Annotated in this window: 9 protein-coding genes; 6 read left to right on the top strand and 3 right to left on the bottom strand. The window is 63.6% G+C overall.

The genetic code is table 11. The features are described from left to right. Nucleotides 1-141: 141 nt before the first annotated feature. Both OU993_RS08170 and OU993_RS08165 read left to right on the top strand, forming a co-directional pair. The gene (locus OU993_RS08170; RefSeq protein ID WP_268156058.1) at nt 142-357 is read left to right on the top strand and encodes a hypothetical protein; all 216 of its coding nucleotides are present in this window, start codon (nt 142-144) and stop codon (nt 355-357) included. 71 nt (nt 358-428) lie between these two features. Next, nucleotides 429-812, top strand: coding sequence for a hypothetical protein (locus tag OU993_RS08165; protein ID WP_268156056.1), 384 nt, complete (start codon nt 429-431; stop codon nt 810-812). 22 nt (nt 813-834) lie between these two features. Here OU993_RS08165 and OU993_RS08160 read toward each other — a convergent pair whose 3' ends face one another. Beyond that, nucleotides 835-1,053: a DUF1674 domain-containing protein gene (locus OU993_RS08160; protein WP_268156054.1), complete on the bottom strand. Its 219-nt coding sequence runs from the start codon at nt 1,051-1,053 to the stop codon at nt 835-837. 114 nt (nt 1,054-1,167) lie between these two features. Here OU993_RS08160 and htpX point away from each other — a divergent pair, with 114 nt between their 5' ends. The 4 genes from htpX (at nt 1,168) to purH (ending at nt 7,042) form a co-directional block, all read left to right on the top strand. Continuing rightward, on the top strand, nt 1,168-2,127 hold the full coding sequence (htpX, locus tag OU993_RS08155; protein ID WP_268156052.1) for a zinc metalloprotease HtpX: 960 nt from the start codon (nt 1,168-1,170) through the stop codon (nt 2,125-2,127). After that, nucleotides 2,118-3,527, top strand: coding sequence for an RsmB/NOP family class I SAM-dependent RNA methyltransferase (locus tag OU993_RS08150; protein WP_442792941.1), 1,410 nt, complete (start codon nt 2,118-2,120; stop codon nt 3,525-3,527). The genes htpX and OU993_RS08150 overlap by 10 nt, the downstream gene beginning before the upstream one ends. Before the next feature lie 110 nt (nt 3,528-3,637). Beyond that, nucleotides 3,638-5,314, top strand: coding sequence for a heparinase II/III family protein (locus tag OU993_RS08145; RefSeq protein ID WP_268156050.1), 1,677 nt, complete (start codon nt 3,638-3,640; stop codon nt 5,312-5,314). Between the two features lie 111 nt (nt 5,315-5,425). Beyond that, nucleotides 5,426-7,042: a bifunctional phosphoribosylaminoimidazolecarboxamide formyltransferase/IMP cyclohydrolase gene (gene purH / locus OU993_RS08140; protein ID WP_268156048.1), complete on the top strand. Its 1,617-nt coding sequence runs from the start codon at nt 5,426-5,428 to the stop codon at nt 7,040-7,042. Between the two features lie 250 nt (nt 7,043-7,292). Here the strand turns inward: purH and OU993_RS08135 are convergent, their stop codons facing one another. Beyond that, nucleotides 7,293-8,681 (bottom strand): MFS transporter, encoded by a 1,389-nt coding sequence (locus OU993_RS08135; RefSeq protein ID WP_268156046.1) that lies wholly within the window; start codon nt 8,679-8,681, stop codon nt 7,293-7,295. Nucleotides 8,682-8,714: 33 nt separating this feature from the next. Beyond that, nucleotides 8,715-13,460: an NAD-glutamate dehydrogenase gene (locus OU993_RS08130; protein WP_268156045.1), complete on the bottom strand. Its 4,746-nt coding sequence runs from the start codon at nt 13,458-13,460 to the stop codon at nt 8,715-8,717. Between the last annotated feature and the right edge of the window lie 14 nt (nt 13,461-13,474).

The raw sequence follows: 13,474 nt of genomic DNA, 5'->3' as shown, positions 1-13,474 counted from the left end.
GCGGTGCAAGCCGGCCGTCGGCCCCTTGGACCGTTGCAGGCACGACACACCGGATCACACTTCGCGATCAGGGCCGGCGCTTTGTTTTGACGTTGTCTAATATACTTCCTAGGCTTGTCCCATGGCTTGGGGAGACGAGCGATGACGTTCTCATCCTTCGATACATTGGACGCCAGGGACCTTTCTTTTCTGAGAATGGTGCTCGAGGACATCTGCACCGAACGTGCCATTTCCATGGATGGCCCGGAGGCGGCGGATATGGCACGCGCGCTCATCGACTGGTACCTGTTCGGCATCCGCCACCCGCAGCAGCTGAAGCAGATGCTGGCGCCGCTACCGACTTTCCTGGCGAGCTGAAAAACGGGGTCGCCCCTGCCGCAAGTTTCACGTACAGGCTGATCCGATGATCCTCCAAAAGAGGGAACGGGATGCCCAAGCCGCGCGGGCGAACGCCACTCGCCAAACTTCACAAACACTGGAAACGGGCAAGTCCCGAGGAACGCCAGGCCTTTCTCGATCAGGTCGGGCCTGCGCAATCCACACGACCGGCCAGGCGGCAGGCGCACCAGGAAACGAAGAGCGACACGCTGATCGCCAATGGCCGTTATCTGCTGCCCGCAACGGTGCGACGGATCGAGGCGATCATGGTGACCCGCCGGATCGGGCCTTCCGATGTGGTGGAGGATCTCGGCTATCCTGACCAGGCGGTGGCGCTGACGCGCGCACTCACACAGCAGTCCAGCCTGCGGCTTGCGATCATCGCCGCGCTGACCGCCTGGATCGACGAAAACGAGGCGCGGCCGGATCGCTGACCGGCCGGCTCAGTCATGCAAGTCAGAAATCGATGGCGCGGCCGTTGATTTCCCAATCGCCGAACCGGGCGGGATCCGCGCCACCACGGCCACCGAGTTCGGTCGGCCTGTCGACCGGCCGTTCCTGCGCCCGGCGCTCCTCCGCCTCTTTCAGCGCCCTTTGGGCGGCTGGAGACAAAACCTTCGGTGCCGCGTCCTCCGCGTCATCCGCCTGAATGTTGTCGTTGTCCGGTTCCTGCATCACGTCAACCCGTACTGGTCTGCATCAATATTGAAAACCAACCCTCAATAACCACATCCTAAGGCAAAGTGCGGCATTTGCCAAAACGCCGCCCCCTTTCCTGGAGACGCAACGATGAACATGATGCGCACCGCCATGCTTCTGGCCTTCATGACGGCCCTTTTCATGGGCGTCGGCTTCCTGATCGGAGGCCGCGGCGGCATGATGATCGCCTTTCTCATCGCCGCCGGCATGAACCTCTTTTCCTACTGGAACTCCGACAAGATGGTATTGTCGGCCTACCGGGCTCAAGAGGTGGATGAAAGAAATGCGCCCGAATTCTTTCACATGATCCGTGATCTCTCCGCCAATGCCGGGCTGCCCATGCCGCGCGTCTATATCTACGACAGTCCGCAGCCGAATGCCTTCGCCACCGGCCGCAACCCGCAGAATGCCGCCGTGGCCGCCTCGACCGGGCTTCTGGAGCGGCTGACCCCGCAGGAAGTGGCCGGCGTGATGGCGCATGAACTGGCGCATGTGCAGAACCGCGATACGCTGACCATGACGGTAACCGCGACGCTCGCCGGTGCCATCTCCATGCTCGGCAATTTCGCCTTCTTTTTCGGCGGCAACCGCGAGAACAACAATCCGCTCGGTTTCATCGGCGTTCTGGTGGCGATGATCGTCGCGCCGCTGGCCGCAGCGCTGGTGCAGATGGCGATCAGCCGCACGCGCGAATATTCCGCCGACCGGCGCGGTGCCGAGATCTGCGGCAACCCGCTGTGGCTCGCCTCCGCACTCGGCAAGATCGCCGGGGCCGCCCAGGTGATCCACAATGACGATGCCGAACGCAATCCGGCGACCGCGCATATGTTCATCATCAACCCGCTTTCCGGCGAGCGGATGGACAACCTCTTCTCCACCCATCCAAACACGGAAAACCGGATCGCTGCCCTGCAGGCCATGGCCTCCGAATTTGCCGGCGCCTCGACGCCAGCCTTTTCCGCTGCTAGACCCACGCGCAGATCGCGCTCCGTTCCGACCACCGGTTCGGGACGCAGCCATGACGAACCGCGCAAAGGTCCCTGGTCTTGACGGCAGACGATAACAAGAAACGCAGCAAGAAGCCCTTCAAGCGCCCGGCCGGCCGGGTGGACAAAGAGCCGAACAATCCCTTCGCACCGAAGCCCGGCATCGAGGTGCGCATGACGGCGGCCAAGATCCTGGCCGCCGTGATCGACAAGAAGACCTCACTCGACGGCATGCTGGACCCGGCCCATGGAAACCCGGCCTACAAGGTGCTGAGCGATGCGGACCGGGCGCTGACACGCGCCATCCTCAACACGACGCTTCGCCACCTGCCGCGCGTGGAACATGCGATTGCCTCGCTGATTGATTCACCGCTGCCGGAAGGCGCGCGCGCGCTTCAGCATGTGCTCTCTGTCGCGGCCGCCCAGATCCTCTATCTCGACGTGCCGGCCCATGCCGCAGTCGATCTCGCCGTCGAACAGGCCAATCGCGACCCGCGCAACCGGCGTTTTGCCAAGCTAGTGAATGCCGTGCTGCGCCGCATGGTGCGCGAACGCGACGAAATTCTCGCCGCCAGCCGTACAATTTCCCCCGTGCCGGACTGGTATCGCGCCCGCCTCGTCAAGGCCTATGGCGCCGAGCAGGCGGACAAGATTGCCGAAGCCCAGCTTGCGCCGGCCCCGATCGATCTGACGGTGAAGGGTGATCGCGACGACTGGGCAAAACGGCTTGCCGCAAAACCGCTTCCGACGGGCAGCCTGCGCCTGAAGGCCTTCGACGGGTCGGTGACCGCCCTGGAAGGTTTCGAGGATGGCACCTGGTGGGTGCAGGATGCGGCGGCAGCACTCCCCGCCCAGCTGTTCGGAAATCTGAAGGGCAAGCGGATCGCCGATCTTTGCGCCGCGCCAGGCGGCAAGACGGCGCAGCTGGTGGCGCTGGGCGCCGAGGTGATTGCCATCGAACAATCGGCAAACCGGGCTCAACGGCTGACCGAAAACCTGGACCGGCTGAAGCTCAAGGCGGAGATCCGCCATACCGACCTTTTCGAGTTCAAGCCGGACGAGCCTCTGGACGGCGTGCTGCTCGATGCGCCCTGCTCCTCCACCGGCACGACCCGCCGCCATCCGGACGTGCTGTGGACCAAGGGCCCCGAAGATATCGAAAAGCTGGCCGGCCTGCAGGCGCGCATGCTGCGCCATGCCATCACGCTGGTCAAACCCGGCGGCCTGATCGTCTTCTCCAACTGCTCGCTCGATCCGCTGGAGGGCGAAGAGCTGGTCAAGACCCTGCTCAGGCAAGACGCATCCGTGGAACGCGCTCCGATCCGGCCCGAGGATTGGCCGGGCCTCGAGACGGCCATTACGCCGGACGGCGAATTCCGCACGACACCGGCGATGCTGCCGGGCGACGAGGATTACGCGGGCGGCATGGACGGCTTCTTTGCCTGCGTGCTGAGACGACGCTAAGACTTTATTCACCATACCGGCGCACATATTAGCGATGATGGGGCGAACCTTCGCGGCAAATGGCGAGGGTGCGGGAGGCGCCCCTATTTCGACAGTATCGGTATCGGGACATGTTGCTGGCTGAGCGCCGAAGACGTCTAGCTTTGGGACTGACAGAGGCGCAGCGGCGCCTTTGCCGCCGGCTGCTGCCCGTTCGCATGCTGGCCACGAAGATCGGCATGACCGTGCCCGAACGTCTGGTCGTGGCCCCCACGGATCTGCGCGCCGCAGACCCCTTCATCGCCCAGGAAATCATGGCCGGCCGTTTTCCGCTCGCCGGTCGCCTGTTCGAGACGGAGGAGGACAACCCCTTCCTCGAACCCTTGCCGTCGCGCGCCTTTGCCGAAAGGCTGCATTCCTTCGCCTGGCTGCGGCATATCCGGGCGCTGCGCAAGGACGAGGCACGCGCCCAGGCGCGCCACCTGCTGAACGCCTGGATACAGATCCACGGCCGCAAGATCGCGGTGCCGGCCTGGGAGCCGCATGTGGCGGCGGAGCGGATGATTTCTCTCCTCTCCCATTCCCCGGTCGTGCTGCATGGGGCGGAAAGCGGCTTCTATCGCCGCTTCATGCGCTGCATCGCCTGCCATCGGCAATTTCTCCGCAAGGCGGCGGCCTGCCTTCCACCGACCGAGACACGCCTCAGGATCCATATCGCGCTTGCCATGGCCTCGCTTGCCATTCCCTCGCCGGAAAAGCTGATCCGCCGCGAAGGCGCAAGGCTGGACCGGGAGCTGGAACTGCAGATCCTGCCGGATGGCGGCCATGTTTCGCGCAATCCGCGGGCGGCACTCGAAATCCTGCTGGATCTGTTGCCGTTGCGGCAGACCTATATCAATCTCGGTTATGACGTTCCGCAGAAACTGATCCCGACCATCGACCGCATCTATCCGGCGCTGCGTTTCTTCCGCCACCAGGACGGCGATCTGGCACTGTTCAACGGGGCAAGTGCCACGCCGGCGGCCGAACTGTCTGCCGTGCTGCGTTACGACGAGACGGGCGGAAAACCGTTCAAGGCCCTGCCCCACTGCCACTATCACCGGCTGACGGCGGGCGAGACGACGATCCTTGTCGATACCGGCCGGCCGCTGTCGCCCGACCTCTCGCGCGGCGCCCATGCCGGTTATCTGTGCTTCGAATTTTCCGCCGGCCGCAGCCGGTTCATCGTCAATGCAGGCGCGCCGAAATTTGCCGGCCGCAGCTATCGGCAGCTGTCGCGCGCCACCGCCGCCCATTCGACCGTGACGCTCGGAGAAACCTCGTCCGCCCGTATCGCCACATCCCGCCTGCTCGGACCGCTGCTGCTTGATGGTGCGGAGGATTTTTCCGTGCAGCGCTGGGAGGATGCCTATGGCAATGATTGGCTGAAGGCTTCGCATGACGGGTATGTGGCCCCCTTCGGTTATGTGCACCAGCGGGAGATCGGCCTTGCTGCCAAGGGGCACAAGATCAAGGGGCATGACCACTTCTTCGTGCCGGACGACGCCGACGGCAAAGCCGTTTCCGGCACCGCGCGCTTCCATATCCATCCCTCCGTCATGTTGTCGCGTATCGACGCCGAGACCATCTCCATGGAAGGTGCGGATGGGGAGGTCTGGCTGTTCACCGCCCCCGGACTGGAGGTGGGGATCGAGGAGGACGTGTTCTTCGCGGACGTGTCCGGCATGCGTCCGAGCCAGCAACTGGTCATCGATTTCGATCTGCCCGGTACCTCTGACCTCCGCTGGATGCTGAAGCAGCAGGTTTGAGGCGGCCGATCGCGCCACAGCCGTTCCCTCTCGCCTCAAGCTGTGCTAGGCGGCGCGCATGAAAAGGCCGTCCGCCGGATGAGACGGCCTGCGCCCCGAACGGAGTGACCGATGGCCGTTGTTTCCAAGATGATCCCCGCCCCCGACAAAGTGAAGATCCGCACGGCGCTGCTGTCGGTGTCCGACAAGACCGGCATCATCGAGCTGGCGCGGGCACTCAGCGAATTCGGCGTTCGGCTGCTGTCGACCGGCGGCACCTTCAAGGCGATCCGCGAGGCCGGCCTCGAGGTCACCGACGTCTCCGACGTCACGGGTTTTCCGGAAATCATGGACGGCCGCGTGAAGACGCTGCATCCGGGCGTGCATGGCGGCCTGCTCGCCATCCGCGACGATGCCGAGCATGTGAAGGCGATGGAAGAACACAAGATCGGTGCGATCGATCTTGCCGTCATCAATCTCTACCCCTTCGAGGAAGTGCGCGCCGCCGGCGGCGACTATCCGACGACCGTCGAGAACATCGATATCGGCGGCCCGGCGATGATCCGCGCCGCCGCCAAGAACCATGCTTATGTGACGGTCGTCACCGACCCGCAGGACTATCCGCAGGTGATCGAGGCTCTGCGCTCCGACGACGGCCAGACGGCTTACGCCTTCCGCCAGAAGCTTGCCGCCCGCGCCTATGCCCGCACGGCAGCCTATGACACGATGATCTCCAACTGGTTTGCCGAAGCGCTCGACATCGAGATCCCGCGTTACCGCACGCTCGGCGGCGCGCTGTCGCAGGAAATGCGTTACGGCGAGAACCCGCACCAGTCCGCCGGCTTCTACCTGACGGGTGAGAAGCGCGAAGGCGTTGCCACCGCAAAACTGCTGCAGGGCAAGCAGCTCTCCTACAACAACATCAACGATACCGACGCCGCCTTCGAACTCGTCTCCGAATTCGATCCGAAGAATGCCCCGGCCTGCGCCATCATCAAACACGCCAATCCGTGCGGTGTGGCGATCGGCGCGAGCCTGACGGACGCCTACAAGCGGGCGCTTGCCTGCGATTCCGTCTCCGCCTTCGGTGGCATCGTGGCACTCAACACGCTGCTCGATGCGGAAACGGCGACCGAGATCGTCAAGGTCTTCACCGAGGTCATCATCGCCCCGGCCGTGACCGACGAAGCGCAGGAGATCATCGCTGCGAAGAAGAACCTGCGCCTGCTGGTGACCGGCGGCCTGCCCGATCCGCGCTCGCGCGGCTTCACCGCCAAGACCGTCTCCGGCGGTCTGCTGGTGCAGACCCGCGACAACGCCATGGTCGAAGACCTCGACCTGCGGGTGGTGACCAAGCGCGCTCCGACCGAGCAGGAACTGATCGACATGAAGTTCGCCTACAAGGTGGCGAAACATGTCAAGTCGAATGCGGTGGTCTATGCCAAGGACGGCCAGACCGCCGGCATCGGCGCCGGCCAGATGAGCCGCGTCGATTCCGCCCGTATCGCCGGCATCAAGGCCGAGGATGCGGCCAAGGCCATGGGCTGGGCCGAACCGATGACCAAGGGCTCTGCCGTCGCCTCCGAAGCCTTCCTGCCGTTTGCCGATGGCCTGCTGTCGATGATCGCCGCGGGCGCCACCGCCGTCATCCAGCCAGGCGGCTCGATGCGCGACGAAGAGGTGATTGCCGCCGCCAACGAGCATGGCGTCGCCATGGTCTTCACCGGCATGCGGCATTTCCGCCATTGAGACGAACCTGGCCCACAATCAGGCATGAGGGGCCATCGATCCAGAAAAAGACCCTCTCTGGCCTGCCGGCCATCTCCCCCACAAGGGGGGAGAAGACCTGTGGCGCCGTCCCCATGCAAACCTAAAGGATCTTCGCTCCAGCGAAGGCAGAGAATGAGCCGCAAACGGCGCGGCAGGGGCTAGCCCCTCCCCCTTGTGGGGAGGGGTTGGGGAGGGGTCTTCATTCCGCCCTGCGAGCACACCAAAATTGTCAGCGTGCCCCTTCCCGCGCCGGGTAAGGCGTCTTCAACAGCAGCAGGAAACCGGCCGCCAGGAAGACGATCAGCACAGCCATGCCCAGCCGCGATGAGCCGCTGGCGTAGGTGACGAGCGAGAAGGAGAGCGTTGCCATGAAACTGGTGGCGCGGCCGGAAAGCGCGTAGATGCCGAAATAACGCCCCGCCTCGTCCGGATGCACGCTGCGCGCCAGATAGGAACGCGATGAGGCCTGTACCGGGCCAAATGCCATGCCGATCAGCAGGCCGAAACCGAGATAGGCCTTTTCCGCTGCCGTGCCAAACAGGCCGCCGCTGTCTTCGATGGCCATCGGGATGAGACCAAAGGCGACGAAGCCGGGACCCGTCGAAATGATGCCGACGGTGGCGATCAGAAGCAGGACAAGGCTCAGGATGACGACCGCCTTCGACCCGAACAACCGGTCGAGGCGACCCGCGGCAAGGCAGCTGAACACGGCGACGACATTCAAGAGAATGCCGAACAAGCCGATCTCCAGTGTCACCCAGCCGAACATGCCGGCCGCGAACGTGCCGCCGAGGATCAGCAGGCCGTTGACCCCGTCCTGATAGAGCATGCGGGCAACGAGGAAGCGCAACACCATGCGCCGGCGGTCGAGAAGGTCGCCGATCGTTGCCTTCAGTTCGCGCAGGCCGGAGCGGACCGCCATCGCCATCGGTTCGCCCTGTTTGGCATCCGGCGTGAAGAAAAACATCGGCAGGATGAAGACAAGGTACCAAAGCGCCGCCAGCGGGCCGGTGATGCGCGCATCCTCGCCGAGCGCCGGATCGAGCCCGAAGAGCGGCGGCAGACCCAGCAGCGTCTTGCCGGAGGCGGGATCGGCCGCGAGAAAACCGACGACGAGGATCAGCACCAGCATGCCGCCGAGATAACCGAGCCCCCAGGCGGTGTTCGACACCCGGCCGACATCGGCGGGTGCAACCAGCCGCGGCATCATGGAATCATTAAAGACGATGGAAAATTCCGCCGCGATCGAGGCGAAAATCATGAAGGTCACGGGCAAAAGGATCGGCGAGCCGGGTGCTGCGAACCAGAGCATCGCAAGCGATGCAATCTTGATTGCGGCGAAACAGGCAATCCACGGCTTGCGCGGGCCGGACTGATCGGCAATCGAGCCGAGAACCGGCGAGAGAAGCGCGATGACGATGGAGGAGACCGTCGCCATGTTGCTCCACATGGCCTGGGCCGCCACCGGATCTTCGGTGAGGCGCGCAACAAAATAGGGTCCGAAGACGAAGGTCGTGACGACCGTAAAGAAGGGCTGGGCTGCCCAGTCGAACAGCATCCAGCCCCAGATTCCGCGGGACGGCACCTTCTGCACCGTCCCCTCGTGTGTTCCTGCCACCGCACGCCTCCGGATTGACCGGAGGCTATAGGATCACCGAACGCCGCTTTGGGCAAGATCGGTGAAGAGGCTCGCCGCGACCATCATCCGCGCCAGCGTCGTTTCGCCCTCGCTCATCGCAAGAAGCTCGCTGCTGATGCGGTTGAGGCGGACGCGATCACTGGCAAGCCAGGCCTCCAGAGGCTTGCGATCCTTGCCGTGGGTGGCAAGCGCATTGCTGACGATATCCCGCCGTGCCGCCGCGATCTGCTGCAGGCTGCGGATGATCGCGAGATTCTCGTAGTGATCGGCCGCGTTGTAGCGCTCGCCGGATTCCAGGAAGCGGTTGACGCGGAAGGTGTCGGTGACGCTGAAATAAACCTCGGTCGCCCGTGCGAGGGCTGCACCGCTGCGTTCCGAAATCAGCATGATTTCCGGCACCAGCACGAGGTTCGGCAGGATGTTCAGCTCCTCGATCAGCTCTTCCGGCACATCGTCCGGCAGGCTGTCCGCCCGGACGGAGGTCTTGGAGATCGCGCCGCGCAGGCTCTTCAGACCCGTGCGGATACGCGAGACGGCCGCCTGGACCGGCCCCGCCGTCATGCCGGTCTGCAGGATGAAGATCGTCGCACCGACGAAGATCTCGCCGATCTGCTCGTAGAGATCGTTCTGCGTCTCGCCATCCAGCTGGCCGTCGAGCGCATCGACAGCGGCCCAGAGTTTCGGCAGGTCATAGGCGTCACGGGCGATGAAGGCGGCCTTCACCACATCCACCTGGCCACGACCGCTGATATCGCTCAGCATCTGGGTGAAACCCGGACCGCCGCGGTTGATCACCTCGTTGGCGAGCACCGTGGCGACGATTTCCCGGTGCAGGCGGTGATGGGCGATGTCGTCCGCATAGGTCTTCTGCATCTGCTTCGGGAAATACCCCGTCAGGACCTGGCCGAAATAGGGATCATCCGGCAGTTCGCTCGCCACGATCGCGTCAAACAGAACGATCTTGGCATAGGAGAGCAGGACGCCGACTTCCGGACGCGTGAGCGGTTTGCCGGAGGCATAACGGTCGGCCAGTTCCGCATCGTCCGGCAGGGTCTCGACCTTGCGGTTCAGCTCGCCGCGCGTTTCGAGCGCCGACATGAGGCGGGCGAGAACCTCGCGGTTGCGGCTTCCCCGCCGTGTGGTGAGCGAAATCGCCAGCGTCTGCAGGTAGTTGTTGCGCAACACGAGGCCGGCCACCTCGTCCGTCATGGAGGCGAGCAGCTTGTCGCGTTTGTCGCGCGGCAGGCGGCCATCCTGCATGGCGGGGCTCAGCGCAATCTTGATGTTGACCTCGACGTCGGAGGAATTCACGCCCGCCGAATTGTCGATCGCGTCCGAATTGATGCGCCCGCCATTCAGGGCATAAGCAATGCGGCCCTTCTGGGTGACGCCGAGATTGGCGCCTTCGCCAATGACCTTGGCACGCACCTCGCCGGCCGCAACACGGATCGGATCGTTGGCGCGGTCGCCGACTTCCGCATCGGTCTCCGACAGCGCCTTGATATAGGTGCCGATACCGCCGAACCACAGAAGATCGACCGGGCTCTTCAGGATCGCCGTCATGATCTCGAAGGGGGTCGCGACATCCTTGTCGATGTCGATGGCGGCCTTTGCCTGCGGGGTGAGTTTGACCGATTTTTCCGCGCGCGAAATGATCATTCCGCCTTCGGAGAGAACCGAGTGATCGAAATCCTGCCAGCTGGAGCGCGACAGCTTGAACATGCGGTTGCGCTCGGCAAAGCTCTTTTTCGTGTCGGGATTGGGATCGATGATGATGTCGCGATGGTCGAAGGCGGCAATCAGGCGGATGTGCTTCGAAAGCAGCATGCCGTTGCCGAAGACGTCGCCGGACATGTCGCCAACACCGGCGACCGAGAAGGGCGTCGACTGGATGTCGATGTTCATCTCGCGGAAATGCCGCTTGACCGCTTCCCACGCACCGCGGGCGGTAATGCCCATCTTCTTGTGGTCGTAACCCGCCGAACCGCCGGAAGCAAAGGCATCGTCGAGCCAGAAGCCCGCTTCCTGCGCCAGCCCGTTGGCGGTATCGGAGAAGGTGGCCGTCCCTTTGTCGGCGGCCACGACGAAATAGGGATCGTCGCCATCGAGCCGCAACGTATCGGCGGGGCCGATGACCTCGCCGCCAATGATGTTGTCGGTGATCGACAGCAGCGTGCGGATGAAGGTCTTGTAGGCCTCCTTGCCGGCGTTGAAGAAGGCATCACGCTGGGCAGGAGACGGCAGGCGCTTCGGGAAGAAACCGCCCTTGGCGCCGACCGGCACGATGACGGCGTTCTTCACCTGCTGTGCCTTGACGAGACCCAGCACCTCCGTGCGGTAGTCCTCGCCGCGATCCGACCAGCGCAGGCCGCCGCGGGCAACCTTGCCGAAGCGCAGGTGAACACCCTCCACCTCGGTGCCATAGACGTAGATTTCGCGGAAGGGGCGCGGCTGCGGCAGGCCTTCCAGCAGTTTCGGATCGAACTTGAAGGCCAGGATCGGCTTCGGCTTTCCGTCGGCACCACGCTGGAAATAGTTGGTGCGCAGCGTCGAATCGATCGCATTGACGAAACGGCGGAAGGTACGGTCGTCATCGAGGTTCGGCACCGCAATCAGCGCCTCTTCGATCGCCGCATGGTGATCGGTCAGCTTGCGTTCGCGCTGTTTTTCGCCGATGGCCGGATCGAAGCCGTCGCGGAAAAGGGCAAAGATGCGCCGGCTGATCGCCGGATAACGGGCGAGCGTATCGGCGATATGGGCCTGCGAATAAACGATCCCCGTCTGGCGCAGATAACGGGCATAAGCGCGCAGCACCGTGACTTCCCGAACAGACAGACCGGTCAGAAGCACCAGCCGGTTGAAGCTGTCATTGTCGACCAGACCGGCAAAGGCGGCGAGGAAAGCCTCCTCGATCAGCGGCGCTTCCTTGGCAAAATCGATCCGTCCGCCTTCCGGCAGTTCCAGTTCCATGTCGTGCAGCACGATCCGCTTGCCGGCGTCCGGCAGTTCCAGATCGAAGGTGCGCTCGCTGACCACCTGGAAGCCGAGATTTTCCAGAAGCGGCACGCGGCGCGAGAGTGCCAGATGCTCTTCCGCATGGAAGATCTTCAGCGCCAGGATGAGGCGCTCCTCTTCCTGCCGTTCGTAGAGCGAGATGCGGATCGGTTCGCCTTGGGCGCAGGCCAGAATGTTCGGCAGGTCCGAGACGGTCTGCTCCGGCGAGAAGGCTTCCTGGAAGGCAAAGGTGGTTTCGATCAGCGGTGCATCGGCACCGGCAAGACCAACGAACCGCTCTTCCCACGGGGTCGAGATGGCGCGGATCGCCTCTTCCAGCTTCGGCTGCGGAATGCGCGGCGTCTTGCCGTCACGCCGGCCGATGATGAAGTGAACGCGCGCGGTGCCGCCTTCCGGGAAAGCCGGGTAATAGGCCGACACATGGCCCTGATAGGCGGAGGCGAGATAGGCGCCGATCTTTTCACGCACTGCCGAATTGTAGTTTTCGCGCGGCACGTAGACGATGATCGACACAAAGCGGTCGAAATGGTCGATACGCGCAAGCGCCCTCACCCGCGGACGCTCCGCAAGCTCCATGATCTGTTCGCAATAACGGGCCAGGAGATCCGTATCGATCTGGAAGAGATCGTCGCGTGGATAGGATTCCAGCGTGTTGCGCAGCATGCGGCCGGAATGGCTGAGCGGATCAAAACCGAAATGATCCTCGACCTGTTCGACCTTGGCCCGCAAGAGCGGGATTTCGTTGACGGAATGGGTGTAGGCGGTCGCCGTGAAGAGGCCGACGACGCGCAGTTCGCCGGTCACTCGGCCCGCAGCATCGAAGCGTTTGATGCCGACATAATCCATGTAGGCCCGGCGGTGAACGACCGACTTGACGTTGGCCTTGGTGACGATGAGCAGATCGGGACCCTGGAGGAACTGGAGAATTTCCGGCGTGGTCGTGACCGCATCCTTACCCTGGCGCAGCACCAGCACATCGGGATCCGACAGAATGCCGAGACCCCGGCCCTTGCCACGTTCGACCGTCGCCTTGTCGCCTTCGCCGGAATAGACATATTCGCGCATGCCGAGGAAGATGAAGTTGCCGTCGCGCAGCCAGGAGAGGAATTCCAGCGCCTCCTCACGGTCCGACTTACGGCGACCTGCGCCATTGGCGGGCAGTTCCGTCATGGCGGCGTTGAGAAGCTCGAGCATCGGCTTCCAGTCGCTGATCGCCGAATGGACACGATCCAGCACCTGCCGCAGCCGATCCTTGAGGCCGGTCGACTGGTCGTCGGACAAAGGCGCCAGATGAACCTGGATGAAGCTTACGTGCCGGCTGCCGGCTTCGCTGCGCTCGAAGGAATAAAGGCTCGGCTGTTTGCCCGATTCGACGACGAGGATCGGATGCACCGCCAGCGTGATATCACGATGGGAACTCGTCACCTCACCCATGATCGAATCGAACAGGAAGGGCATGTCGCGGTCGATCACCGTCAGAATGCAGACCGGCACCCCGCCAGGCGCGACGCCATCGACGGTCGAAATGCTGATATGGGCACTCTCGCCCGTCCAGGCCTTCAGCTCCTGACCCGCATGGATCGCCGACCGGGCCAGCATCTCCGGCGTATAGGCGGTCAGATCGTCAATGCTCGCGCGGCCAAACAGGATATCCGGATCAAGCGCGACCGCGGCCTCCTGGCCCAGCGCAGCCTTCGCCAGTTCGATGGGTTTTTCGCGTTTTGGATTTCGCTTGCCGGCCATGCAGTCCTCCCGGG

The sequence above is a fragment of the Rhizobium sp. SL86 genome, from assembly GCF_026672545.1.
In the GTDB taxonomy this organism is placed as follows: Bacteria; Pseudomonadota; Alphaproteobacteria; order Rhizobiales; family Rhizobiaceae; genus Neorhizobium.
Note: the sequence above shows the minus strand (reverse complement) of the source record. Positions and strands in the feature narration are given on the sequence as shown.